Raw genomic sequence first — 25277 nt, 5'->3', positions numbered from 1 at the left:
TGCACCCGAACGGCCCAGTGTTCATCAGCTCTTCTCGACGAGTTTCCCGTCCGCGCAAGGCGCCGCGACCGCGATCCACACGGTCGCGGCGCCTTCCGCTACCTGCCGACCAGCTCGACGGTCCTGCCCGCCCGCCGGGACTGGTCCACCCACTGGTCGATCGCCTGCCCGCAGGCCTGGTCGAGGTGCCGGACCCCGCTCAGGTCCATCCGGACGTGCTCCCGGTCCACGCGGTCGAGCTCGTCCAGCAGCACGGGCAGCCGCAGGAACGTCGCGTTGCCCCGCAACGCCAGGCCCTCCGGTGTCACGACCACCGACAGCCGGGACACGTCCCACGCCGTCTTGATCACCGCGGCCAGCAGGCCGGCCACGGTGCCGGTGAGCAGATCGGTGCCCACGATGAGGCCCGCGGTCAGGACGAAGATGAAGCTCTCGGCCTTGTCCGTGCGCCACGACGCGACCACGTCACGCAGCCCGAGCAGCTTCCACCCGGCGTGCACCAGCACCGCCGCCAGCACGGCGACCGGGATCAGCGTCAGCAACCCCGGCAGCAGCACCACGAACAGCAGCAGCCAGAAGCCGTGCAGCACCCTGGACGCCTTCGTCCGGGCCCCGGCCGACACGTTGGCCGAGCTGCGCACGATCACGGCCGTCATGGGCAACGCGCCGAGCAGACCGCAGATCGTGTTGCCCACGCCCTGCGCGACCAGCTCCTTGTTGTACTGCGTGCGCGGGCCGTCGTGCATGCGGTCGACGGCGGCGGCACTGAACATCGACTCGGCGGACGCGACGAGGGCGAAGACCACCGCCGTGCCGATGACTCCCGTGTCCAGCAACGAGAAGTCGGGCAGGTGCACGTCAGTCGACAGCTCGCCGACGGTGATCCGGTCCACCGGCGACCCGAACGCCACCGCCAGCCCGGTGCAGACGACCACGCCGACCAGGATGCCCGGCACGACGCGCAACGGAGTCCGCTGCCACAGCAGCATGATCAGCACCGTGAGCAGGCCGAGCGCCAGCGCGACCGGCGACACCGTCAGGTGCCGGAGCTGACCGAAGATCAGCACCAGCCCGATGCCCGCGAGCATGCCCTGCACCACGGACGGGGAGATCGCGCGGAACCAGCGTCCGCACCTCGCTAAGCCCAGCGCCACCTGCAACAGGCCTGCGCCGAGCACGATCACGCCCAGCGCCGCGATCCCGTGCCGGGAGACGGCATCCGCCACCAACACCGTCAAACCGGCGGCCGGTCCGCTCACCTGCATCGTGCTGCCCGGCAGCAGGCCGACGACGATGCCGCCGACCACGCCGGTCACGATGCCGAGTTCGGCCGGCACCCCGGACGCCACCGCCACGCCCACGCACAGCGGCAGCGCCACGAGGAACACGACAACCGATGCGCCGAGATCGGTCCAGTTCTTCTTCATCACGTCGAACCCCTACAGCGGAAGGAAGGCGTGCTCGGCACACGCGGAGACCTGACCGGTCTCGATGTCGTAGAACCAGCCGTGGACGCGCAACTCACCCGAGGCGACCCTGTCGGCCACGAACGGGTAGGCCAGCAGGACCTCCAGCTGGGCGCGCACGTGGTCCTGCCCCTCCGCGCGCATCGCGGGGTCGGACGACTTGCGCGGCCGTCCGGGACGCAGCCAGCCGCGCATGGCGGGCAGGTGGTCGATGCCGCCGCCGTGCAACGCGCCGACCGCACCGCAGTGCGAGTGGCCGCAGACGACGATCTCGCTGACGCCGAGCTGCAGCACGGCGAACTCGATCGTGGCCATCTCACTGCTGGGCGCGGTGAGCGAATAGGGCGGGATCACGTTGCCCGCGGTCCGGAGTTCGAACAACGAACCGGGCTCGGCGCCCGTGATCGCGGCCGTCACGATGCGCGAATCAGCGCACGTGATGAACATCGTGGTGGGTTGCTGACCTGCGGCGAGCTCACGGCCGAGCGCACGGGAACGCGATGCGGCGTGTGCGCGGGCATGCTGAACAAAGCGATGGAAGTCCATGGAGTCCCTCACTGCATAAGTGGAAGTGTTCGGTTTGTGATCGGGTAGTGGGGACCGATCAGTTGCGAAACACCTGCAGCGCAGGAGGTGTGCGCCAGACCACCATTGGTTCGGCGTTGGACACGAGCACGAGAACACCGGGAACGGCGCGCGGGGTGAACACCCGGAAGAAGGTCGGACCGGCCTCTCTGGACGTGCGGTCGACGGACGCGACCAGCAGGCGCAGGCGGCTCGGCTCCCGCTCCTCGCGAGGTGCTTCCTCCTTGGGGGCAGAGGTCTTCGACTTCGGCGGCGGCGCGCTGATCGACGCGGTCGACACGGCCGGGGTGAGCACGGCGCACAGGGCGATGACGACAGCGAGAAGAACACTGCGCATGCTTCACCCCCCGACCGAGTTGATCTACAGCTATCAGTTTCGCCCGAAGTGGACAACCTTCGCGATATACGAAACTGAGTTCGCCCGCATCACACAGCAGTTTCACCCGAAAGTGTTTCCGGTTTCACGGAAACGTACGTATGCACAGAGTGATCCTCGCGCGTTGTAGTTGTGCCAATTAGTGGACAACCGGCCACCGATCCCTGCCAGATCTGCACAATCGGTGACCGAATGCCAAAGGAGGCCGTCGTGGCGAGGGTTTTCATCAGCCACGCGACGCAGAATGTGGCGATCGCGACACAGATCCGGGACTGGCTCGACCACGACCACGAAACTTTCCTGGAAGTTCATCCCGACGACGGGATTCAGGTGGGTGAGGCCTGGCGCGAGCGCCTGCACCTCGAACTGCGCAAGGCCGACGCCGTCGTGTGCGTCGTCAGCGAGGCGTCGGTCGTGTCGAGCTGGTGCACCGCCGAGGTCGCCATCGCGGACGCGCTGGGGTGCCTGCTGCTGCCGGTCCAGCTCGGCGGGGTCATCCACCCGTTGATCAGGCACCTCAACCACATCCCGCACGCCACCGCCCGCGAGCACCTGGAGAAGGCGCTGCGGCAGTTCGACGCCGGTGGCCGCAAGCTCGCGAAGGACCAGGAGCCGTTCCCCGGCCTGGACGCGTTCACCACGGCGTTGAGCGCGGTGTTCTTCGGCCGTGACGCCGAGACCCGCGCGCTCGCCCGCAGGGTGCGCCGTGCGCCCGGCCTGCTCGCCGTCGTCGGCCCGTCCGGCTGCGGCAAGTCGTCACTGGTCAGGGCCGGCCTGCTGGCCCAGCTGGCGGACGACCCGCGCTGGCTCGTCATGCCGCCGTGGCTACCGGGCAACGACCCGCTCGACGCGCTCGCCCGAGCGGTGCGCAAGACCGCCGAACGCGTCGGCCTGCGCTGGACGCTGGCGGAGACCAAGGACCGGCTCGTCCTCGACGGGCTGCGCGGCGTGGCCCAGGAGCTCGTGGACGAGGACCGCAGGTTGCTGATCACCATCGACCAGGCCGAGGAGCTCTTCACCCGCGCCGGCGAGAAGGACCGCCAGATCGTCGCGAGCCTGCTCAGGGAAGCGCTTGCGGACAACGTGCGGGTGATCGTCACGCTGCGGTCGGAGTTCCTGGACGACCTGCGGGCGTTGCCCGAACTGAGCGGCGTCCACCTCGGCGGCTACGTGCTGGCACCACTGGCGAGAGAGGTGCTCAACGTCGTCATCACCGGCCCCGCCCGCGTGGCCGGGCTCAAGGTGCACCCGGAGCTCGTCGCGCGGCTGGTCGAGGACACGGCGAACGGAGAGGCGCTGCCGTTGCTCGCGTTCACGTTGCAGCAACTGGCGATGGGTGTGCCCCGCGGCGGCACGCTGTCCAGCGAACGGTACGAGCACCTCGGCGGCGTGCACGGCGCACTCGCCCGTCACGCCGACGACGTCCTCGACAACGCCGTGGCGGAAACCGGGACGGGCAAGGAGGAACTGCTCGCCCGGCTCGCGTCCCTCGCCACGCTCGACCACACCGGCAGCCCGACCCGCAAGCGCGTCAGCCTGGCCCAGCTGGACTTCCGCACCCGCGACGCGTTCGAGGTGTTCGTCCGGCACCGCCTGCTCACCGCGAGCGGCGACCAGCAGGGCCGCTGGATCGGCGTGGCGCACGAGGCGTTGTTCACCGAGTGGCTGCCGCTGCGCGGCGCGATCGACGAGCGCCAGATCGGCCTGCGCGCCGCCCAGTCCGTCGAGCTGGACGCGTCGCAGTGGATCGAGGGAGAGTGCGCCGACCACCTGCTGCTCAACGAGGACACGTTCGCCGCCATCTCACCGCTGGTGGCCGACGACGACCTCTCCCCCGACGCCCTGCGGTTCCTCGCCGTGAGCCGGGACCACATCCACACGCTGCGGCACGAACGCCGGCGCGACCGCAGGCGCACGGTCAGCTGGCTGGCGGTGTTCCTCGTGGCCGCGGTCGGCGCGGCGGGACTCGCCGCCGCCCAGTGGTACAACGCCGGCGTCGACCGCGACAAGGCGACCGCCCGCGCACTCGTCGCGCAGGCACAGGTCGCACGCGTTTCCTCACCGCGGCTGGCACTGCGCCTCGGCTTGGCGGCGCACGCGGTGGCGCCCAGCCCGGACACGAGCGCCGAACTGGCCACCACGCTGCTCAGTGCGTTCGGGGAGGCGTCGCCCGGCGGCCTGTCCGCCCGCGCCTGCGAGGTCGCCGACGGCGGCCTCAGCCCCCACGAGTGGCGCAAGCACCTGCCGGGGCTGGCCTACCGCGACACCTGCGGCTAGGCACCCGTCAGAAGTCGCGTCCCGAAGCAGCTCGCACCAGCCTCCACGCTCCCGCCACCGCGGCCGGCACGCGGGGGCCTCGCGTGCCTTCTGACCGCACGAAAGGTCCCCGCGTGCGGTCGGAAACTTGAGCCGGAGTCGCTCAAGTCTGGCGCGTGGGTAGCCCGCCGTTTCGGGCAGACCTCCGGGCAGGTGCTTCAGCGGGTGATGCCCCGGACCTCTCCTTGATCATCCGCCCAGCCACGTCCCCTGGAGAAGGCGAACGCCCCGCGCGACGTCGTTGTCGCGCGGGGCGTCATGCTGCTCCCCGCTGGTCGGACGCCGTTGTCAGACCACAGCGAGCGGAAGCTGGTTCGGGATCACCGGCGAAGGCAGGTTCGAGGAACCCGTGAGGAAGCTGTCCACGGCGTTCGCCACGGACCGCCCCTCCGCGATGGCCCACACCACGAGGGAGGCGCCGCGGTGGGCGTCCCCGCAGACGAACACGCCGGGCGCGGTCGTCTGCCAGTCGGAGCCGCACGAGATCGTGCCGCGCTGCGTCAGGGAGATGCCCAGGTCGTCGAGCAACCGCATGTGCTCGACGCCTTCGAAGCCGATGGCCAGCAGCACCATGTCCGCGGGCAGGACCTCGATCTCGTCGGTCAGCGGCACCACCCTGCGGCGGCCGGACGAGTCCTTCTCGACGCGCACCTGCTGCAGCTCGATGAAGCGCACGTGACCGTCGTCGTCGCCCACGAAACGCTTGACCGCCACGGTGAAGCGGCGCTCGCCGGCCTCCTCGTGCGCGGGGTACGTGCGCAGGATGTGCGGCCACACCGGCCACGGTGAACGGTCGTCGTCGCGGACCGACGGCGGCATCGGGTACTGGTCGAGCTGCGTCACGGACAGCGCGCCCTGGCGGGTCGCGGTGCCGTAGCAGTCGGCGCCCGTGTCGCCACCGCCGATGACGATGACGTGCTTGCCCTCGGCCGAGATCGGGGACGGGCCGTCGCCCTCGACGGCGCGGTTCGCGGGGACCAGGTGGTCCATCGCGAGGTGCACGCCCTTGAGCTCGCGCCCCGGAGTCGTCTTGTCGTCACGGCCCCGCAGCGCACCGACGGCGAGCACGACCGAGTCGAACTCGGCCCGCAGCTCCTCGACGGTGATGTCGACGCCGACCTCGCAGCCGGTGACGAACTTGGTGCCCTCACGGCGAAGCTGCGCCAGGCGCCGGTCGAGGACCTTCTTCTCCATCTTGAACTCGGGGATGCCGTACCGCAGCAGGCCACCGAGCCGGTCGTCCCGCTCGTACACGACGACCTCGTGGCCCGCGCGGGTCAGCTGCTGCGCGGCGGCGAGTCCGGCGGGGCCGGAACCGACGATCGCGACGCGCTTGCCGGAGGACACCGTCGCCTGGGCCGGCTGCACGTAGCCGTTCTCCCACGACACGTCCGCGATGGTCTCCTCGACCCGCTTGATCGCGACGGCACCACCGGCGTCGTGCGAGATCGACAGCACGCAGGCGGCCTCACACGGTGCCGGGCACAGACGACCCGTGAACTCCGGGAAGTTGTTGGTGGCGTGCAACCGGTCCGAGGCGAGCTCCCAGTCGCCGCGGCGCACCAGGTCGTTCCACTCCGGGATCAGGTTCCCGAGTGGACAACCCGCCGTTCCGCTGTGGCAGAAGGGAATGCCGCAGTCCATGCACCGCGTGGCCTGCGTGCGCACGGCGTTGTTGCGCTCGACGGGGTCCTCGTGGAGGTAGACCTCGTTCCAGTCCTGCAGTCGTTCCGGCTTCGGACGCTTCGGCGCGTCCGAGCGGGTGTACTTCATGAATCCCTGTGGATCAGCCACGAGACGCCTCCATGACAGCCGCGTCAACATCCCGGCCCTCGGCGCGGGCGAGGCGCATGGCCTCGAGAACGCGCTGGTAGTCACCGGGCATGACCTTCGTGAACGCACCGGCCCGCCGGGTCCAGTCGCCGAGCAGCGACGCGGCGACGGCAGAGCCCGTCGCGTTGTGGTGCTTGGTGACGGCGTCCTTGAGCCAACGCAGGTCCTCGGCGCTGAGGCGCTGCAGATTCACCATCTCCTGGTTCACCGACAGGGGATCCAGGTCGAGCACGTACGCGATGCCGCCGGACATGCCGGCCGCGACGTTGCGCCCGGTCGGCCCGAGCACCACGGCCCGGCCACCGGTCATGTATTCGAACGCGTGGTCGCCCACGCCCTCCGCCACCAGCAACGCGCCGGAGTTGCGGACGCAGAAGCGTTCGCCGACCCGGCCGCGCAGGAAGATCTCACCGGACGTGGCGCCGTAGCCGATCACGTTGCCCGCGATCACCTGGTCCTCGGCGCGGAACGGCGCGTCGTCGTGCGGCCGGACGATGATCCGCCCGCCGGACAGGCCCTTGCCGACGTAGTCGTTCGCGTCGCCGACCATCTCCAGCGTGATGCCGCGCGGCAGGAACGCGCCGAGCGACTGCCCGGCCGACCCGGTCAGCTTGACCCGGATCGTGTCGTCCTCCAGGCCCTCGCCGCCGTAGCGGCGGGTGACCTCGGCGCCGAGCAGCGTGCCGACCGTGCGGTTGACGTTGCGGACGGGCAGTTCCAGGGTGACCTGGTGCGCGTCCTCCAGCGCCGCCTCGGCGAGCTGGATCAGCGTGCGGTCCAGGGCCTTGTCGAGGCCGTGGTCCTGGTCGCGGATCTTGCGCTTCGCCGTCGGGTACGGGGTCTGGGGCACCTCGAAGACCGGGTCCAGGTTCAGGCCCGCGGTCTTCCAGTGCTCGATCGCCTCGTCCTTGTCGAGCAGCTCCGCGTGACCGACGGCCTCGTCGATCGTGCGGAAGCCCAGCTCGGCGAGGATCTCGCGGGCCTCCTGCGCGATGAACTCGAAGAAGTTCACGACGTGGTCGGCCTGGCCGGTGTAGCGGGCGCGCAGGTCGGGGTTCTGCGTGGCGACGCCGACCGGGCACGTGTCCAGGTGGCAGACGCGCATCATCACGCAGCCCGCGACGATCAGCGGCGCGGTGGCGAAGCCGAACTCCTCGGCGCCGAGCAGCGCGGCGACCACGACGTCACGGCCGGTGCGCATCGCGCCGTCGACCTGGACGGTGATGCGGTCGCGCAGGCCGTTGAGCAGCAACGTCTGCTGGGTCTCGGCGAGGCCGATCTCCCACGGCGTTCCGGCGTGCTTGAGCGAGTTCATCGGCGAGGCACCGGTGCCGCCGTCGTAGCCCGAGATCAGCACGACGTCCGCGTGCGCCTTGGCGACACCCGCCGCGACCGTGCCCACGCCGATCGACGAGACGAGCTTCACGTGAACCCGTGCCTGCTCGTTCGCGTTCTTCAGATCGTGGATGAGCTGCGCCAGGTCCTCGATCGAGTAGATGTCGTGGTGCGGCGGCGGCGAGATCAGGCCGACACCCGGCGTGGAGTGCCGGGTGCGCGCGACCCACGGGTAGACCTTGAAGCCGGGCAGCTGGCCGCCCTCGCCGGGCTTCGCGCCCTGCGCCATCTTGATCTGGATGTCCGTGGCGTTCACGAGGTACTCGCTCGTGACGCCGAACCGTCCACTCGCGACCTGCTTGACCGCGGAACGCCGTTCCGGGTCGTACAGGCGCTCGCGGTCCTCGCCGCCCTCACCGCTGTTCGACCGGCCGCCGAGGCGGTTCATCGCGATGGCGAGGGTCTCGTGCGCCTCGGCCGAGATCGAGCCGTACGACATGGCGCCGGTGTTGAAGCGCTTGACGATCGAGCTGACGGGCTCGACCTCGTCGATCGGGATCGGCGTGCGGCCCTCGTTGCGGAACTTGAACAGCCCGCGCAACGTGCCGCCTTGCCGGGAGATGCGCTCGACCTCCGCCGTGTACTGGCGGAAGACCTCTTCCTTGCGCGTCTTCGTGGCGTGCTGCAGCAGGAACACCGTCTCCGGCGTGAACAGGTGCAGCTCGCCCTCGCGGCGGTACGAGTACTCGCCGCCGACCTCGAGCCTGCGGTGCGCGCGGTCGGTCGGGTTGTCCGGGTACGCGCGGCGGTGGCGCAGCGCGACCTCCTCGGCGAGCACCTCCAGGCCGGCGCCGCCGAGCTTCGACTGCGTGCCGGTGAAGTACTCGTCCAACAGGTCGTTCGACAGGCCGACCGCCTCGAAGATCTGCGCCGCGGTGTAGGCGCCGACGGTCGAGATGCCCATCTTCGACATGATCTTCAGGACGCCCTTGACGAGCGCCTTGACGTAGTTGCGCACGGCCTTGTGCGCGGGCACGCCGGTGATGGCGCCCTGGCTGATCAGGTCCTCGATCGTCTCGAACGCGAGGTACGGGTTCACCGCGGCGGCGCCGTAGCTCAGCAGCGCGGCGACGTGGTGGACCTCGCGGCAGTCACCGGACTCGACGACGAGCGCGACGCGCAGGCGTTCCTTGGTGCGCACCAGGTGGTGGTGCACCGAGGAGACGAGCAGCAGCGACGGGATCGGCGCCATGCGGTGGTCCGAGTCGCGGTCGGACAGCACCAGCGTCCGAGCGCCGTTCGCGATGGCCTCCGACGCCTCGCGACGCACGCGCTCGATCGCGGCGGCGAGGGCATCGCCCCCGCCGTCGACCTCGTACAGTCCGGAAAGGACCGTGCAGGCGAAGCCCGGCAGGTCGCCGTCGTCGTTGATGTGGATGAGCTTGGCGAGCTCGTCGTTGTCGATGACCGGGTAGTCGAGCGTCACGTGGCGGCACGAGACGGGGCCGGGGTCGAGCAGGTTCTGCTCGGGGCCCATCACGCGCTTGACGGACGTGACGATCTCTTCGCGGATCGCGTCCAGCGGCGGGTTCGTGACCTGCGCGAAGTTCTGCACGAAGTAGTCGTAGAGCAGCCGGGAGCGCTGGCTGAGCGCGGCGACCGGGGTGTCGGTGCCCATCGAGGCCAGCGGCTCCATGCCCATGATCGACATGGGCGTGAGCAGGATCCGCAGCTCCTCCTCGGTGTAGCCGAAGGTGAGCTGGCGGCGCACGACGGACTCGTGGCTCTGCACCACGTGCTCGCGGTCCTGCAGGTCGGCCAGGTCGAGCAGGCCGGCGTGCAGCCACTCGTCGTAGGGCGACTCCGAGGCCAGCGACGACTTGAACTCCTCGTCGTCGATGATGCGGCCCTGGGTGGTGTCCACGAGGAACATGCGGCCGGGCTGCAGGCGGCCCTTCGCGACGACCTGGTCGGACGGCACGTCGAGCACACCGGTCTCGGACGCGAGCACGACGCGGCCGTCGGCGGTCTGCCACCAGCGGGCGGGACGCAGGCCGTTGCGATCGAGCACCGCGCCGACGAGCTCACCGTCGGTGAAGGTGACACAGGCCGGACCGTCCCACGGCTCCATCAGCGACGCGTGGAACTGGTAGAACGCGCGGCGCTTCGGGTCCATCGTGGCGTGGTTCTCCCACGCCTCGGGAATCATCATCAGCACCGCGTGCGGAAGGCTGCGGCCGCCGAGGTGCAGCAGCTCCAGCACCTCGTCGAACGACGCCGAGTCCGAGCCGTCCGGGTTGCAGATCGGGAACAGCCGGGCGAGGTCGCCCGGGATGAGGTCGCTGTCCAGCAACGCCTCACGGGCGCGCATGCGGTTGCGGTTGCCGCGGACGGTGTTGATCTCACCGTTGTGCGCGACGAACCGGAACGGGTGCGCGAGCGGCCACGAGGGGAAGGTGTTCGTGGAGAAACGACTGTGCACCAACGCGATCGCCGAGTAGAGGCGCTCGTCGTGCAGGTCGGGGAAGAACGCCGGCAGCTGCTCGGTCGTCAGCATTCCCTTGTAGACGATCGTGCGCGCCGACAGCGACGGGAAGTAGACGCTGCCCTCGTGCTCGACCCGCTTGCGCAGGCAGAAGGCCAGGCGGTCGAGGGCGATGCCGGCCTCGTCCCGCGTGCCCTTCACGAACAGCTGCGCGAAGTGCGGCGCCACCGACATCGCGGTCGGGCCGACGTTCGCCCCTTCAGGGTCGACCGGGACGTCGCGCCAGCCGAGAACGACGAGGTTCTCCTGCTCGGCGATGCGCTCGATCTCCTGCATCGCGGTAGCGCGTTCTTCGGGTTCAAACGGCAGGAAAGCGATTCCCGCCGCGTACCGGTCGCGTTCCGGAAGCTCGAACTCGACCACAGCACGCAGGAACTCGTCCGGCAACTGCAAGAGAATGCCAGCACCGTCACCCGACGTGGGTTCGGCGCCGGCGGCGCCCCGGTGCTCCAGGTTCGCTAGCGCTGTCAAGGCATCGCTCACGATGCCGTGGGAACGCCTGCCCTGGATGTCGGCCACCATGGCGACGCCGCACGCGTCGCGCTCATCAGCCGGGTCGTAGAGACCCTGGGGGCCGGGGATGGCGGAGAAGATCACTGCGCAGACCTCCTTCGTCGTCCTCGCTAAAGAACAAAGTCCTCGTGCTCAGACCTCGTACCAACAGGTGGGAGCACGGGACGACGATGGCCCGCGTGTTGACGCGACTTTAACAGCCGCGAAACCCAGGGACACCCTCCAATGGGTGATCTAGGTCATCAAACTGTAACGATTCCCGGCTGCGGAACGACATTGCGGCCAACGTCGGCGTTCGTTACAGCCGGGTAAGCGTAACCGAACGTTCAACTTCGGCCAGGCCGATGAGAGTTGCGCGACATTCCCGGTTTGCCAGTGGATGAGCTGGGTAGAGAGCGGTTTTGGCTGTCCAGCCGCCTGCCGTCCCAGTTAGCGGACGCTCACCTCTTCCAGCGGAGGTCGAGCGGGCTCCGTCCATTCGGGCGGATCAGGATTGTTCCCCACCAAACGAGACCGAGGTCCCGTTCACCCCGCGCCGCATGCGGGGAGAGCGGGACCTCGGCATACATGGAGGCCGGGTCTCGTGGCTGGAGGCGGGAAGAGTCGCCTCCAGCCACGGACGTCGTCAGTGAGCCGCGACCGGCTCCTTCTTGTCGTCGCCCTCGGCGCCGGTCTGCTGGGCCAGCAGGTCGTCGACGTCGACGCTGTCGGGGTTGTTCAGCACCTCGGTCAGGCGCTCCTTGTCGAGGCCCTTCTGCCAGGCGGCGACCACGAGCGACCCGACACCGTTGCCGATCACGTTCGTGATGGCGCGGGCCTCGGACATGAAGCGGTCGATGCCGACGATCAGCGCGATGCCGACCGCGGGGATGGCCGAGTGGGCCTCGAAGGCCTGCAGCGACGCGGCCAGGGTGACGAGGCCGGCGCCGGTGACGCCCGCCGCGCCCTTCGACGCGATCAGCATGAACAGCAGCAGGCCGATCTGGACGCCGATCGACACGTCGTTGCCGGTGGCCTGGGCGATGAAGATCGCGCCCATGGTCAGGTAGATGCAGGTGCCGTCGAGGTTGAACGAGTACCCGGTCGGGATGGTGAGGCCGACGACCGACTTCTGGGCGCCCGCCGCCTCCAGCTTGACCATCATGCGCGGCAGCACGGACTCCGACGACGAGGTGCCGAGCACGATCAGGAGCTCGTCCTTGATGTAGCGCAGGAACTTGAAGAGGCTGAAGCCCGCGAACTTCGCGACCAGGCCGAGCACCACGATGACGAACAGGATGCAGGTGGCGTAGAACGAGCCCATCAGCCACAGCAGCTTGCCGAGCACGCTGCCGCCGAACTTGCCGACGGTGTAGGCGATGCCGCCGAAGGCACCGATCGGCGCGACGTACATGACGATCTTGATGATGCCGAACATCACCTTGGAGAGCGTCTCCATCGCGGAGACGACCTTGGCGCCGCGCTCACCCATGCCGGCGACCGCGACGGCCACGAGGATGGCGACCACGAGCACCTGGATCAGCTGGCCGTCGGTGAACGCGCTGACGAACGACTTCGGCACCAGGCTCAGGATGAAGCCGGTGATGCCCGTCTCTGCGGTCGAGGCGGACTTCAGCGTCGCGTCGGCCTGGCTCGCGTTGAGCGCGATGTCGCCGCCGTGGTGACCCGGCTGCACGATGTTCACGACGATGAGGCCGATGGCGAGCGCCACCGTGGTCATCGCGGTGAAGTAGAGAATCGTCTTGAGCGCGAGCCCGCCCGCCTTGGCGAGGTTTCCGAGGCCCGCGATGCCGACGATGATCGTCGCGAAGATGGTCGGCGCTATGACGACCTTCACGAGGTTCACGAACAGGTCGGCGAGCCACTTCATCTCGGACGCCTGTTTGGGGAACAGGAAGCCGACGGCCGCGCCCAGCACGATGGAGACAAGGACCCAGAAGTAGAGGTGCTTGTAGATCGGTTTGCGGCCTGTTGTGGTGGTCGCCACTTGTTCCTCCTTGAACTACGTGTTGGGAGAGAGAGTGAGCCGCGCCACCAGGCCCGACAAGCCGACCTGAGGAAACTTCAGACAGCCCTGACGTAACAGCTAGGCTTCGCCGGTGTCGCTCAGCCGTCGCACGCTTCTGCTAGGGGCCGGACTGGCTCTTGCCGGGTGCACCCCGCGCAGGGTCGAGGCACCCGCTGAACTGGTGCTCGCGACCGGGCCGGAGGGCGCGGTGTTCCGCGAGGTCGGAGGGGCCCTGGCGGCGGCGCTGGCCGAGCAGCTGCCCGGCACGAAGGTCACCGCCATCCCGACGGCGGCGTCGGTCGAGAACCTGCAGTTGCTGCGATCAGGTGAAGCCCAGCTCGCGCTGTCCTCTTTGGACCCGATCGACGACCCGCAGAGCGTCCGCGCGGTCGGCCGGCTCTACGACAGCTTCATGCAGATCGCGGTCCCGGCGGGGTCGCCGATCCGCACCTTCGGTGATCTCGCGGGCAAGCGGATCTCGTTGGGGCCCATCGGTTCCGGCACGGAGTTCACCGCCAAGCGGATGCTGGAGTTCTTCGGCCTGTCCGCAATGGACGAACGCATGGCGCACGCCGAGGCGTCCCGTCGCGTCGCGGACGGATCACTGGACGCGATGCTGGCGCTGACCGGCATCCCGACGCCCGCGATCACCGATCTGCAGGGCGACGTGCGGCTGGTCAACATCCCGCTGGAAGCGGTCAAGCTCGCCGAGAAGTACAAGGGCCCCTACATCCCGGCGACGATCCCCAGCACCACCTACGAGGACGTGGCGGCGAACCAGACGTTCGCGGTGCCGAACCTGCTGCTGGCACGCGAGTCGCTGAGCGCGGACGTCGTCGAGGTCGTGACGCGCACGGTGTTCACCGAGACCGCGCGGATCGTGGAGGGCCATCCGGAAGCGTCGCGGATCAACGTCCGCACCGGCATCGCGACCGGACTCGTGCCGCTGCACGACGGCGCTATGCGCTGGTTCCGATCCGTGAAGCGCTGAGGGCGACCTTCACGTCCAGTCCCGGGTCCGCGTCGTGCAGGGTGAGCGTGCCGCCGGCCGACTCGATCAGCTCGGCGCAGATCGCGAGGCCCATCCCGGTGCCCGCGATGTTCTGGTGCCTGGTGGCGCGCCAGAACCGCTGCAGCGCGAGCTCGCGCTCCTCGGCGCTCAGGCCGTCGCCGTTGTCGACGACGTGCAGCTCACCGTGCTCGCCGGTGATCGTGACCTCGGTGGCGTTGGCGAGCCGGATGGCGTTGCTGACGAGCTCGTCGAGCACGCTGCCGAGGCCGCCGGGCGGTTCCTGCATGGTGAGGCCCGCCGGCACGTCGATCTTCAGCGTGACACCGGACCGGCTCGCGAGCGCCTGCCAGGCCGCCCGGTGCGTCGCGAGCAGCTGGTCGATCTCGACGGGCTCGGTCTGCCGCGCGCTGTCGAGCCGGGTCGCGGCGAGCAGCGTGTCGAGCACGCGCCCCATCTCCTCGGCCTCCTCGACCGCGATCTGGTGCGCTTCCCTCGCGAGCTCGCCGTCCACGTGCGGCTCGAGGTTGTCCACGGCCAGCCGGAGACTCGCCAATGGGTTCCGCAGCTGGTGCGACGCGTCGGCCACGAACGCCTTCTGCCTGTTCAGGGCCTTGCCGACGACGTCGACCATGGTGTTGAAGCTGCGCGCGAGCCTGCGGAGCTCCTGCGGCCCGCCGACCTCGTCCGCCCGCACGTCCAGGTTTCCCGCGGCCACGGCGGCGGTCGCCTCGTCGAGCCTGCCGACCGGCCTGAGCACCCACCGCGACATGGGCCAGGCGGCGGCGACCACGGCCAGCATCGGCGCGAGCCCGGCCAGCGCCATCAGCCCCCACTGCCGCAGCACCTCGGTCCGCAGGCCCCGCGTCTGCGAGATCGTGACGACCGCGGCCACCACCTCGCTGTCCCGCCCGACCGGTTCGACGACGACCAGCGGCCCGGTGCGCCACGGCCAGCCCGTGTACTCGGGCTCGGGCCGCACGCCGCCGTTCAGCGCCGTGTTGAGCGACTTCGTGACCTCGGAATCGTTGCTGGGGTCGAACCCCTGCCGTGACGCCAGCAGGATCCGCTTGTCGGCGCTGACCAGTGCGACCGGGATGTCGTAGAGGTGGTCGTAGCGCTGGATCTCCTGGCTCAGCGCCTCCAGCCGGTCCGACTGCAACGCGCTCTCGCCGAGCGCCGCGAACCGGCTCGCGTCGCTGAGGCGGTCGAGGTAGGTCGTCTGGGTCTCACGCTGCACGACTGCGGACGCCAAGGGGATGCCGAGCGCCGCGACCAGGGCGACGAGCAGCGGAACGGTGATGACGAGCAGTCGGCGGAGCATCGGTTGTGATTGTTCCGCAACACCCTGTGGATGTCTCTCGGACACTCGTCACGTGGCGAGCCGGTAGCCCACTCCCCTGACCGTCTCGATCTTGACGTGGCCGCCGAGCTTGCCGCGCAACGCCGCGATGTGCGTGTCGAGCGTCCGCGACGGCGCCTCCCAGTGCGCCTGCCACACCTGGTCCACGATGAAGTCGCGGCTCACCACCTCGCCCTTGCGGGTCGCGAGGAGCGCGAGGAGGTCGAACTCCTTGCGGGTCAGCGAGAGCGGCTCACCGTCCACAGTGGCGACCCGCGTCGAGGCGATGATCCGCAGCGGACCGATCTGGATCGGCCCCTCGGCCTCCGGCTCCGCGCGGTGCGTGCGCGTCCTCCTGAGGACCGCCTCGATCCGGGCGAGGAGCTCCGACGTCCCGAAGGGCTTCACCACGTAGTCGTCGGCCCCGGCACGCAGGCCGAGCACGCGTTCCCGTTCCTCACCGCGTGCGGTCACCGTGATGACGGCGGTGCCCGGCCGGTGCCGCAACTCGCGCAGCACGTCGAGGCCGTCGCCGTCGGGCAGGCCGAGGTCGAGCAGCACCACGTCGGCGGGCGCGGCACGCAGCGCGTCGGCGGCCGTGGCCACCCGATGCACCTCGTAGCCCGCGTGCCGCAGGGCGGTCAGCAGGCCTCGGGCCACCCGGTCGTCATCCTCGACGACGAGCACGCGCACAGATCACTCCGGTTTGACGGACTCCGGGGAGTTCTTCTTGTCCTTCTCGGCGGCGTCGTCCTCGTTGTCCCCGGCGACGCTCTTGTCCTCCACGGCCTCTGCTCCGGTCACGTCCGTCGCATCCGCCGCTTCTGCCCCGGGTTCGGCGGGGTCTCCTCCGGTGCCGCGCAGCGCGGCGACGTCCTCACGCTCACCGCGGGACTTGGCGATGACGAAGTACGCGACCGCTCCGAAGAACACGATCGCCGACACGAACACGTTCACGCGCGTGCCGAAGATCAGCGTCGCCTCGTCGGTGCGCATGAGCTCGATCCAGAACCGACCGGCCGTGTAGCCCGCGACATAAAGCGCGAAGACCCGGCCGTGGCCCAGCCGGAACTTCCGGTCCGCCCACACGATCAGCAGCGCGACACCGAGGTTCCACAGCAGTTCGTAGAGGAACGTCGGGTGCACGACCTGGATCGGCGTGTGGTCGATGGCGATGCCCGCCAGCGCGTCCTCACGCCCCTCGGGCGTGACGCGACGGTAGATCTCCAGGCCCCACGGCAACGTCGTGTCGCCGCCGTAGAGCTCCTGGTTGAAGTAGTTGCCGAGCCGCCCGATGGCCTGCGCGACCACGATGCCGGGCGCGAGCGCGTCCGCCATCGCCGGCAGCGGAATGCCCCTGCGGCGGCACGCGATCCAGGCACCGACGGCACCGAGCGCGATGGCACCCCAGATGCCGAGGCCACCGTTCCAGATCTGCAGCGCCGCGAGCGGGTCCTTGCCCGGCCCGAAGTACTTCTGGTTGTCGGTGATGACGTGGTAGAGCCGCCCGCCGACGAGACCGAACGGCACCGCCCACACGGCGATGTCCGTGACCTCGCCCTTGATGCCGCCGCGCGCGACCCAGCGGCGCTCACCCCACCAGATCGCGACGACGATGCCGGCGATGATGCAAAGCGCATAGGCCCTGATGGGGAGCGGACCGAGGTACCAAACACCGCGGTCGGGACTCGGGATCGTGGCCAGAAGGGCGTCCAACACGGCGCCCACCGTACCGGTCGGCCTGTGAGCGTCTCGTGGGGGCGCACGATCGTTATCGAGCCCGAACCCTGTCGGTGCCGATCACTAGAATAGAAATTGGGGGTACCCGGCCTGGTGCGTGTGTGTGGTAGCTGTGCATAGGCGCGTTGAGCTCCGACTCCGGGACGCCGGGCCGTGCACCTTGTGGGCCGCTCGCCGGATGGTGGAACGGTGCCCGTTCACCCACCGCCTGTCTGCAGGGCGCTGCCCGCTCGCGGGACCGCCGCCTGCCTGCGGGGCGCTGCCTGTCTGCGGGGGGCGCTACCAGTCTGCGGGGAGCGCTACCAGTCTGCGGGGGCGCTGCCTGTCCACGGGACCGCTACCTGCCTACGGGGCGCTGCCTGCCCGCGGGCCGAACGTGCGATCTCAGGCGTTCATGATCGCGAAGACCCGAGCCGGGCAGTCCGCGAGTCGTGGCCCCTCCCCAAGGCGAGTCCGTCCTGCCGCGCCCACCGCCGGGCACGAACCGAAATACTCGGACGCGGTTCTGGGCGGACTCGGGAAAGGTCGGACATGACGGTCCTGGTGGTCGGCGGCGGTATCGGCGGGCTGGCGACGGCGCTCGGGCTCGCGCGGGCCGGTGTGCGGGTGACGGTGCTCGAAGCCGCGGCGGCGTTCGAGGAGATCGGCGCGGGCATCCAGGTCGGGCCCAACGGGTTCCGCATGCTCGACTCGCTGGGCGTGGGTGCCGCGGTGCGCTCCCGGGCCGTGCACGTGGACGAGTTGCGGTTGCGGTGCGGGGTGTCCGGGCGGCAGATCGCCGGGTTGCCGATCGACGCGGGTTTTCAGGCGCGATTCGGCACCTATGCGGTGGTGCACCGCAACGACGTGCTCGCGCCGTTGCTCGACGCCTGCCAGACCGAAGAGCGGATCGACCTCCGGGTGAACAGCGCCGTCGAGGGCTACACGCAGGACGCGGACGGGGTCACGGCGGTGCTGCGGTCGGGCGATCTCGTGCACGGGGAGGCGCTGATCGGCGCGGACGGCCTGCGGTCGGTGGTGCGGCGGCAACTCGTGGGCGACGGGGATCCGCAGGTATCCGGGCACACGACGTTCCGCGCGGTCATTCCTTCGCAGAACGTGCCGCATTCGTTGAAGGAGAACGTCGTCACGCTGTGGGCGGGGCCGCGCTACCACGTCGTCTGGTACGTGATCGCCGGTGGACGGTACGTGAACCTCGTTGCCACCACGGACAACGGCGCCGCGGAGCCCATGAACGGCAAGCCCGTCGAGCACGCCGAGGTGCTGAAGCACTTCACGCCGTTGTGCGACGACGCGGCTCGGATCATGGAACTCGCCGACGAGTGGCGTGCGTGGGTGCTGTGCGACCGCACGCCGATCACGGACTGGCAAAACTCACGCGTCGTGCTGCTCGGGGACGCCGCCCATCCCGTGCTGCAGTACGCCGCGCAGGGCGCCTGTCAGGCGCTGGAGGACGCCGTCTGCCTCTCCTCCGCGTTCGCCTTTCAGGACGTGGCCGGCTCTTTTGCGCGGTACGTGGCGCTCCGCTCGGAGCGGACCGCGCGCGTCCACCACGCCTCGAGGGCTATGGGTCGGGAGGTCTACCACCCGGTCGGCGAGGCAGCGAAGTCCCGTGACGCGATGTTCGCCTCGTGGACCGTCGCCGAACTGCACGACCGGCTGGAGTGGCTCTACAGCTAAGAGGGCAGTTCGATCGTCACCGGGAACGGCCGGTCGAACGTCAGCACGCCGGCGGCGCTGCGCGCGATCTCGACGTACTTCCCCTTATCTCCGAGCTCGAACAACTTCGCCTTGGGAACGTCCTGGGCCGGATCAATGATCAGGTAGTAGGAGACACCGGCTTCCGCGTACATCTGACGCTTGAGCACCAAGTCATTCACTTTGGTGCTCCGGGAGAGCACCTCACCGATGAGGAGTACCTCTGCCGCAGGCACGGTCAAGCCTTTCGCGCCCCGCTTCTTCAGCACTGTGAAGTCCGGGATGAACAACCGATCGCCGTCGAACTGGACGTTCAGCTCGATCGTGGTCTCGAACTCCTTCGGGCACGCTCCACGCAACGAGTACGACGCCTCGAACACCAATCGCTGGTGCACCGCGTTCCCCAGCGGGCTCACGTACAGCATCCCGTCAACGAGCTCGATGCGCTGACTGTTGTCCTCCGGCAGAGCAAGGACGTCTTCGAGCGTCCACGGCCCTTCGTGAGCGGGCAGCAGGACATCGGGCCGAGCTTCGGCTGGCGCCGCCATTGGGCATCACCTCCGTTGACCGCCTGCGTACCACCAGTGTGGCACGCCGGGCGAATGGCCGGCTTGTGCATGAGCCCACGATCGCAGCTCAGACCGGCAGTCAAACGGGGTTTTGGCCCCAACCGACTTGGATTCACTCGATCAGGTGTTCGAATCTGTGTCATGCTCTTGGTGGAACGTCAACGGCTCCGAAAGGAGGCAAGGCTCCCGACAACTTCACAGCCGCCATCCCGGCAACCACTCGATGGCGAGCACAGTGTCCAACCCGTTCAAGCAAGTCCGCGCCACCCGGCAACCAAGAAGTGAGGCCGTCGCTGCAGAGGCGGCTTCTCAAGCAGCGCAAAGCAAAACCGCCCGGCTATCAGGCCGAGCGGTTCCACCGAACAGAGGAGGTTCAGACGGCAGCGACAGCCGATCGCACACCCTTGGCGAGGTCAGCAGCCAGCGCGCGCACCGCGGCGTCGCCCTCGCCCGCGGCCGACACGAACGCCGACCCGACGATGACGCCGTCCGCGAACCCGGCGATCTCGGCGGCCTGCGCACCGGAGCGCACACCCAGCCCGACACCGATGGGCAGCGTGGTGTGCTCACGAACCCGCGCGACCAGCGCGGGAGCAGCGGACGACACGACGTCACGGGCGCCCGTGACGCCCATGACCGCGGTGGCGTAGAGGAAACCGGACGAGGCACGCGCGGTCATCGCGATGCGCTCCTCGGTCGACGACGGCGCCACCAGGAACGTCCGGTCGAGGCCATGTGCCTCGGATGCGGCCATCCAGTCCTCGGCCTCGTCCGGCACGAGGTCGGGCGTGATGATGCCGAGCCCACCGGCGGCGGCGAGGTCGCGCGCGAACGCGTCGACGCCATAACGCAGCACCGGGTTCCAGTACGTCATCACGACCGCACGCCCACCGGCGTCGGACACGGCGGCCACCACGTCGAACAGGTCCCGCACGCGGAAACCCGCGGCCAGCGCCTGCTCGGCGGCGGCCTGGATCGTCGGGCCGTCCATCACCGGGTCGGAGAACGGCAGGCCGACCTCGACCAGGTCACACCCAGACTCGATCATCGAACGGAGGTGGTCCTTGGAACCCTCGATCGTGGGGAAGCCCGCCGGCAGGTAGCCGATCAGCGCGGCACGCGACTCGGCCCGCGCGGCCGAAAACACGTCGGTCAACGACATCAGGCCTGTCCCCCGTCAGCGAGGCCGAAGTACTTCACGGCCGTGTCCATGTCCTTGTCACCGCGGCCGGAGAGGTTCACGACCAGGAGTCCGTCCGGCCCGAGCGACGGCCCGAGCTTCAGCGCGCCCGCGAGCGCGTGCGAGGACTCGATCGCCGGGATGATGCCCTCGGTGCGCGAGAGCAGGGCGAACGCCTCCATGGCCTCGGCGTCGGTGACCGGGAAGTACTCGGCGCGGCCGATGTCCTTCAGGTGCGAGTGCTCGGGACCCACGCCGGGGTAGTCGAGACCGGCGGAGATCGAGTGCGCCTCGGTGATCTGGCCGTCCGCGTCCTGCATGACGTACGACATCGCGCCGTGCAGGGAACCGGGCGTGCCCGCCGTCAGCGTGGCGCCGTGGCTGCCGCTGTCGAGGCCGGAACCACCGGGCTCGACACCGACCAGGCGGACGTCCGCGTCGTCGATGAAGCCGTGGAAGATGCCGATCGCGTTCGAGCCGCCACCGACACAGGCGACGACGGCGTCGGGCAGCCGACCGGCCTTCTCGAGGATCTGCTCGCGCGCCTCGATGCCGATGATCCGGTGGAAGTCGCGGACCAGCAGCGGGAACGGGTGCGGGCCGGCGGCGGTGCCGAGCAGGTAGTGCGTGTCGTCGACGTTGGTGACCCAGTCGCGCAACGCCTCGTTGATCGCGTCCTTCAGGGTGCGCGACCCGGACTTCACCGGGATGACCTCGGCGCCCAGCAGGCGCATGCGGGCGACGTTCAACGCCTGGCGCTCGGTGTCGACCTCGCCCATGTAGACGACGCAGTCGAGGCCGAGGAGCGCGCACGCGGTCGCCGTCGCCACGCCGTGCTGGCCGGCGCCGGTCTCCGCGATCACGCGCTGCTTGCCCATGCGCTTGGTCAGCAACGCCTGGCCGAGCACGTTGTTGATCTTGTGTGAACCCGTGTGGTTGAGGTCCTCACGCTTGAGCCACACCCGCGTACCGGCGTGCTCCGCGAACTTGGGGGCCTCGGTCAGCAGCGACGGACGGCCCGCGAAGTCCCGCAGGAGGCGCTTGAACTCGTTCACGAACTCCGGGTCGAGCCGCGCCTTGTCGTACTCGGCGGCCAACTCGTCCACCGCGGCGATCAGGGCCTCCGGGACGAACCGGCCGCCCCACGGGCCGAAGTGGCCACGTGCGTCGGGATCATGCGGTGTGGGCGTGAACTGGCCCATCGGGTAGCTCCTCTGGCGCTTGGATCAACCGTGCCCTACCGGCTGGGCCGGGGGCACGCGGGGTGTGAGCCCGCGGTCACGAGCTTGTTCACGGCGGCCTTGGGGTCTCCGCTGGTCACCAGGCTTTCGCCGACGAGCACCGCGTCGGCACCCGCGCCGGCGTACGACATCAGGTCGCCGGGCCCGGTCACGCCCGACTCGGCGATCTTGATCGTCTCCGAGGGTAGCCCCGGAGCGATCCTGCCGAAAACGTCTTTGTCGACCTCCAGCGTGTGAAGGTTGCGCGCGTTCACTCCGATGACCGACGAACCCGCCTCCAGCGCGCGGTCGGCCTCTTCGGCCGTGTGCACCTCGACGAGCGCCGTCATGCCGAGCGACTCGACCCGGTCGAGCAGCGACACGAGCGCGTTCTGCTCCAGCGCGGCCACGATCAGCAGCACCACGTCCGCGCCGTGCATGCGCGCCTCGTGCACCTGGTACGGCGACACGATGAAGTCCTTGCGCAGCAGCGGGATCTTCACCGCCCGGCGCACCGCGTCGAAGTCCGCCAGCGACCCGCCGAAGCGGCGCTGCTCGGTCAGCACGCTGATCACCGACGCGCCGCCCGCCTCGTACGCGGACGCGAGCTCGGCCGGTTCCGGGATCTCCGCCAGCGCGCCCTTGGAGGGGCTGCGGCGCTTGACCTCGGCGATGACACCCACGTTCGGCCCGCGCAGCACCGACAGCACGTCGAGCGGCGGGGCGGCCTTGGCCGACCGCTCCTTCACGACGTCGAAGGGCAACTTGGCCTCGCGAGCGGCGAGATCCTCACGCACACCTTCGAGGATCGACTCGAGAACCGTCACAGTGTTGTTCCCCTTCCCGCTAGGGGGATGCTAACCCCGCCGGAGTAACGCCCCAGCCACCGGGGTTCAAGTGTCCCCGCAGCTAACCGAGGCCGTACACGTGTCACATGCACGAACGTCGATGAATGATCTTCACTCGTTCGAGGTCGTCCCGCCAGGGGTCCTGTCGTCAGTCGGATCGTCCCCGCGCTCCAGCGCGCGCCACATGTCCGTCTCGGGGTCGTGCGCGCGGGTCTTCTGCCCGCCCACCCCGACCTTCGGCATCCGGGCGCCGAGCACCACCTGAAGCGCGCCGGAGGCCACCACGAGCACGCCTCCGGCGATCGCCAGCCAGTGGCCGGAGAACGCCCCGGCGATGCCGACGACGATCAGCAACGCGCCGAGGACCCTGCGCGTCACCCCGCTCAGCGCGACGACCGCCGCGACGGCCGCGAGGCACAGCAACGCGACCGGCACCGAACCGGCACCCCAGAAGGCACCCGCCGCGCCCACCAGCAGGAGCGCGGCGATCCACAGCGGCGAGCTAGCTTTCAACTGCCGGCGCCATCGTCTGCGCGGTGGCGATCGCGGCCAGCACCGCGCCCGCCTTGTTCAGGCACTCGTTGTCCTCGGCCAGCGGGTCCGAGTCGGCCACGATGCCGCCACCGGCCTGCACGTACGCCACCCCGTCGCGCACCAGGGCGGTGCGGATGGCGATGGCGGTGTCCGCGTCCCCGGCGAAGTCGAAGTAGCCGACGACACCGCCGTAGAGGCCGCGGCGCGTGGGCTCCAGTTCCTCGATGAGCTCCATCGCGCGCGGCTTGGGCGCACCGGACAGCGTGCCGGCCGGGAAGCAGGCGGCGACGGCGTCGTAGGCCGTCTTGCCCTCGGCCAGTTCACCGGTCACGGTCGACACGATGTGCATGACGTGGCTGTACCGCTCGACCTTGAAGAAGTCGACGACGTGCACCGAACCCGGCTTGCAGACGCGTCCCAGGTCGTTGCGGCCGAGGTCGACGAGCATCAGGTGCTCGGCGCGTTCCTTGTGGTCCGCGAGGAGGTCCTTCTCCAGCAGGGCGTCTTCCTCGGGGTCCTCGCTGCGCCAGCGGGTGCCCGCGATGGGGTGTGTGGTCGCCTTGCCGTCGCGCACCGTGACCAGCGACTCCGGGCTGGACCCGACGATGTCGAACCCGTCGAGGCGCAGCAGGTACATGTACGGGCTGGGGTTCGTCGCGCGCAGCACCCGGTAGATGTCGAGCGCGTCGGCGTCCGTGTCGATCTCGAACCGCTGCGACACGACGATCTGGAACGCCTCGCCCGCGCGGATGGCCTCCTTGGCCTTCTCGACGGCCGCGAAGTGCTCGGCCTGCGAGCGCCGGCGCCGGAACTCCGGCTTGGGCCGCGAGAACACGGCGGCCGTCGGCGGCGCGGGCGTGTGCAGCGCCGTCGTCATCTCGTCGAGGCGGCGCACCGCGTCGTCGTACGCGGCGTCGACCCGCTCGGCCGAGTCGTCCCAGTTGATCGCGTTCGCGATGAGCGTGACGGTGCCCTCGTGGTGGTCGAGCGCGGCGAGGTCGGTCGCCAGCAGCATGACCAGCTCGGGGATCTTCAGGTCGTCCTCGGCGATGACGGGCAGCCGCTCCAGCCGCCGCACCGCGTCGTAGCCGATGTAGCCGACCATGCCGCCGGTCAGCGGGGGCATGCCGGGCAACGGGTCCGTGCGCAGCACCTCGATGGTCTCGCGCAACGCCTGCAGCGGGTCGCCGCCGTCGGGCAGGCCGACGGGCCGCGTGCCCGTCCAGAAGGCCTCGCCGCCCGTCGCCGTGAGCGCCGCCGTCGACCGCACGCCGATGAACGACCAGCGCGACCAGGAGCGCCCGTTCTCCGCCGACTCGAAGAGGAACGTGCCGGCCTGATCGGCCCCGAGCTTGCGGTACAGGCCGACCGGGGTCTCCGCGTCCGCGAGCAGCTTGCGGACCACCGGGATGACCCGGCGATTCACCGCCAGCTCGCGGAACTCCTCACGCGTGGGACTCACGGTCCCCAGACCAGCGGCGGCCACAGCCCCGATGACGCTCACCATGCCGACAATTGTTGCATAAATTCAACATCTGTTGAACTATGGCCCACGTGGAGCAAGTCAACCAGAAACGCCGAGGCCGCCGCGCCGCGGGCGAGGACACCAAGGCCGCGCTCGTCGCAGCGGCCCGCGAGGTCTTCGTCGAGAAGGGCTACGACGGCGCCACGGTACGCGCGATCGCCGCCAAGGCGGGCGTGGACGCCGCGATGGTCAACCACTGGTTCGGCGGCAAGGAAGGCCTGTTCGCACAATCGGTGCTGCAGCTCCCGTTCGACCCGGCCGAGATCCTCAAGCGCGTCCTCGACGGCCCGCTAGAAGAGGCGGGCGAACGCATCGTCCGCACCTTCGTGACGGTGTGGGACGCGACCGGCGGCGGCACGTTCGCGGCCCTGATCCGCAGCGTCACCAGCCAGCCGGAGGTGGCGAACGCGCTGAAGTCGTTCCTCATCAACGCGATCTTCAAGAACGTGCTCGCCGAGATCGGCGCCGAACAACACGAACTGCGGGCCACGCTCTGCGCGACCCAGATGGTCGGGCTCGGCATCGTCCGGTACGTCGTGCAGTTCGAGCCGCTGGCGTCGACCGACGCGGAGACCGTGGTCAGGACCGTCGGCCCGAACCTCCAGCGCTACCTGACCGGCGACCTGGACTGACCG

General features: G+C 69.6%; 19 protein-coding genes. 4 read left to right on the top strand and 15 right to left on the bottom strand.

Annotated features, from left to right (window positions below; all coding sequences use genetic code 11):
- Positions 1–98: 98 nt before the first annotated feature.
- From AB0M48_RS26095 to AB0M48_RS26085, 3 genes are all read right to left on the bottom strand, one after another.
- Positions 99–1427 carry a SulP family inorganic anion transporter gene (locus AB0M48_RS26095; protein ID WP_363846704.1) on the bottom strand — a complete coding sequence of 443 codons (1329 nt, stop codon included), beginning with the start codon at positions 1425–1427 and terminating at the stop codon, positions 99–101.
- A 12-nt stretch (positions 1428–1439) separates the two neighbouring features.
- Entirely contained in the window at positions 1440–1913 is a 474-nt protein-coding gene (locus AB0M48_RS26090) for a carbonic anhydrase (RefSeq protein ID WP_363846702.1), read from the bottom strand.
- Between the two features lie 157 nt (positions 1914–2070).
- On the bottom strand, positions 2071–2388 hold the full coding sequence (locus AB0M48_RS26085; RefSeq protein ID WP_363846700.1) for a hypothetical protein: 318 nt from the start codon (positions 2386–2388) through the stop codon (positions 2071–2073).
- Between the two features lie 249 nt (positions 2389–2637).
- Between AB0M48_RS26085 and AB0M48_RS26080 the strand changes: the two genes are divergently transcribed.
- Complete coding sequence (locus AB0M48_RS26080; protein ID WP_363846698.1) at positions 2638–4704, top strand: toll/interleukin-1 receptor domain-containing protein; 2067 nt, start codon at positions 2638–2640, stop codon at positions 4702–4704.
- Positions 4705–5031: 327 nt separating this feature from the next.
- Here the strand turns inward: AB0M48_RS26080 and AB0M48_RS26075 are convergent, their stop codons facing one another.
- The 3 genes from AB0M48_RS26075 to dctA all read right to left on the bottom strand — a co-directional run bounded on the left by AB0M48_RS26075 (position 5032) and on the right by dctA (position 12956).
- Entirely contained in the window at positions 5032–6537 is a 1506-nt protein-coding gene (locus AB0M48_RS26075) for a glutamate synthase subunit beta (protein WP_363846696.1), read from the bottom strand.
- Positions 6530–11053: a glutamate synthase large subunit gene (gene gltB, locus AB0M48_RS26070; protein ID WP_363846694.1), complete on the bottom strand. Its 4524-nt coding sequence runs from the start codon at positions 11051–11053 to the stop codon at positions 6530–6532. Before gltB ends, AB0M48_RS26075 begins: the two co-directional genes overlap by 8 nt.
- Positions 11054–11594: 541 nt before the next feature.
- Complete coding sequence (dctA, locus tag AB0M48_RS26065; protein WP_363846692.1) at positions 11595–12956, bottom strand: C4-dicarboxylate transporter DctA; 1362 nt, start codon at positions 12954–12956, stop codon at positions 11595–11597.
- A gap of 112 nt (positions 12957–13068) precedes the next feature.
- Here dctA and AB0M48_RS26060 point away from each other — a divergent pair, with 112 nt between their 5' ends.
- Positions 13069–13968, top strand: coding sequence for a TAXI family TRAP transporter solute-binding subunit (locus AB0M48_RS26060; protein WP_363846690.1), 900 nt, complete (start codon positions 13069–13071; stop codon positions 13966–13968).
- Here AB0M48_RS26060 and AB0M48_RS26055 read toward each other — a convergent pair.
- From AB0M48_RS26055 to lgt, 3 genes are read right to left on the bottom strand one after another with little or no spacing between them, the layout of a single operon-like run.
- Complete coding sequence (locus AB0M48_RS26055) at positions 13937–15310, bottom strand: HAMP domain-containing sensor histidine kinase (protein ID WP_363846688.1); 1374 nt, start codon at positions 15308–15310, stop codon at positions 13937–13939. The genes AB0M48_RS26060 and AB0M48_RS26055 overlap by 32 nt on opposite strands.
- Before the next feature lie 48 nt (positions 15311–15358).
- Positions 15359–16021: a response regulator transcription factor gene (locus tag AB0M48_RS26050; RefSeq protein ID WP_363846686.1), complete on the bottom strand. Its 663-nt coding sequence runs from the start codon at positions 16019–16021 to the stop codon at positions 15359–15361.
- 3 nt (positions 16022–16024) lie between these two features.
- Complete coding sequence (lgt, locus tag AB0M48_RS26045) at positions 16025–17044, bottom strand: prolipoprotein diacylglyceryl transferase (protein WP_363847147.1); 1020 nt, start codon at positions 17042–17044, stop codon at positions 16025–16027.
- A 555-nt stretch (positions 17045–17599) separates the two neighbouring features.
- On the opposite strand from lgt, the gene AB0M48_RS26040 reads away from it, so the two are divergent.
- Positions 17600–18748, top strand: a complete 1149-nt coding sequence (locus AB0M48_RS26040; protein ID WP_363846684.1) for an FAD-dependent monooxygenase — start codon at positions 17600–17602, stop codon at positions 18746–18748.
- Here the strand turns inward: AB0M48_RS26040 and AB0M48_RS26035 are convergent.
- The 6 genes from AB0M48_RS26035 to AB0M48_RS26010 all read right to left on the bottom strand — a co-directional run bounded on the left by AB0M48_RS26035 (position 18745) and on the right by AB0M48_RS26010 (position 24624).
- Positions 18745–19314, bottom strand: a complete 570-nt coding sequence (locus tag AB0M48_RS26035) for a Uma2 family endonuclease (protein WP_363846682.1) — start codon at positions 19312–19314, stop codon at positions 18745–18747. The genes AB0M48_RS26040 and AB0M48_RS26035 overlap by 4 nt on opposite strands.
- A gap of 394 nt (positions 19315–19708) precedes the next feature.
- Positions 19709–20500 carry a tryptophan synthase subunit alpha gene (gene trpA, locus AB0M48_RS26030; protein ID WP_363847145.1) on the bottom strand — a complete coding sequence of 264 codons (792 nt, stop codon included), beginning with the start codon at positions 20498–20500 and terminating at the stop codon, positions 19709–19711.
- Entirely contained in the window at positions 20497–21717 is a 1221-nt protein-coding gene (gene trpB, locus AB0M48_RS26025) for a tryptophan synthase subunit beta (RefSeq protein ID WP_319982197.1), read from the bottom strand. The genes trpA and trpB overlap by 4 nt, the downstream gene beginning before the upstream one ends.
- A gap of 35 nt (positions 21718–21752) precedes the next feature.
- Entirely contained in the window at positions 21753–22562 is an 810-nt protein-coding gene (trpC, locus tag AB0M48_RS26020) for an indole-3-glycerol phosphate synthase TrpC (protein WP_363846680.1), read from the bottom strand.
- A gap of 132 nt (positions 22563–22694) precedes the next feature.
- Complete coding sequence (locus AB0M48_RS26015) at positions 22695–23096, bottom strand: hypothetical protein (RefSeq protein ID WP_363846678.1); 402 nt, start codon at positions 23094–23096, stop codon at positions 22695–22697.
- Positions 23086–24624, bottom strand: coding sequence for an anthranilate synthase component I (locus AB0M48_RS26010; protein WP_363846676.1), 1539 nt, complete (start codon positions 24622–24624; stop codon positions 23086–23088). The genes AB0M48_RS26015 and AB0M48_RS26010 overlap by 11 nt, the downstream gene beginning before the upstream one ends.
- A gap of 38 nt (positions 24625–24662) precedes the next feature.
- Between AB0M48_RS26010 and AB0M48_RS26005 the strand changes: the two genes are divergently transcribed.
- A complete protein-coding gene (locus AB0M48_RS26005) occupies positions 24663–25274 on the top strand; it encodes a TetR family transcriptional regulator (protein WP_363846674.1) in 612 nt (203 codons plus the stop codon).
- The last annotated feature ends 3 nt before the right edge of the window (positions 25275–25277 follow it).

Origin of the sequence: Lentzea sp. NPDC051208 (genome assembly GCF_040682435.1) — a bacterium.
Taxonomy (GTDB): Bacteria; Actinomycetota; Actinomycetes; order Mycobacteriales; family Pseudonocardiaceae; genus Lentzea; species Lentzea kristufekii.
The sequence above is the reverse complement of the archived record's forward strand: the minus strand, read 5'-3'. Positions and strand labels throughout refer to the sequence as shown.

Bases quoted from the DNA above. Each gene is read 5' to 3' on its own strand.
- AB0M48_RS26095 (WP_363846704.1), bottom strand. From the start codon at position 1,427: ATGAAGAAGAACTGGACCGATCTCGGCGCATCGGTTGTCGTGTTCCTC.
- AB0M48_RS26090 (WP_363846702.1), bottom strand. From the start codon at position 1,913: ATGTTCATCACGTGCGCTGATTCGCGCATCGTGACGGCCGCGATCACG.
- AB0M48_RS26085 (WP_363846700.1), bottom strand. From the start codon at position 2,388: ATGCGCAGTGTTCTTCTCGCTGTCGTCATCGCCCTGTGCGCCGTGCTC.
- AB0M48_RS26055 (WP_363846688.1), bottom strand. From the start codon at position 15,310: ATGCTCCGCCGACTGCTCGTCATCACCGTTCCGCTGCTCGTCGCCCTG.
- AB0M48_RS26040 (WP_363846684.1), top strand. From the start codon at position 17,600: ATGACGGTCCTGGTGGTCGGCGGCGGTATCGGCGGGCTGGCGACGGCG.
- AB0M48_RS26035 (WP_363846682.1), bottom strand. From the start codon at position 19,314: ATGGCGGCGCCAGCCGAAGCTCGGCCCGATGTCCTGCTGCCCGCTCAC.
- trpB (WP_319982197.1), bottom strand. From the start codon at position 21,717: ATGGGCCAGTTCACGCCCACACCGCATGATCCCGACGCACGTGGCCAC.
- AB0M48_RS26010 (WP_363846676.1), bottom strand. From the start codon at position 24,624: ATGGTGAGCGTCATCGGGGCTGTGGCCGCCGCTGGTCTGGGGACCGTG.
- AB0M48_RS26005 (WP_363846674.1), top strand. From the start codon at position 24,663: ATGGCCCACGTGGAGCAAGTCAACCAGAAACGCCGAGGCCGCCGCGCC.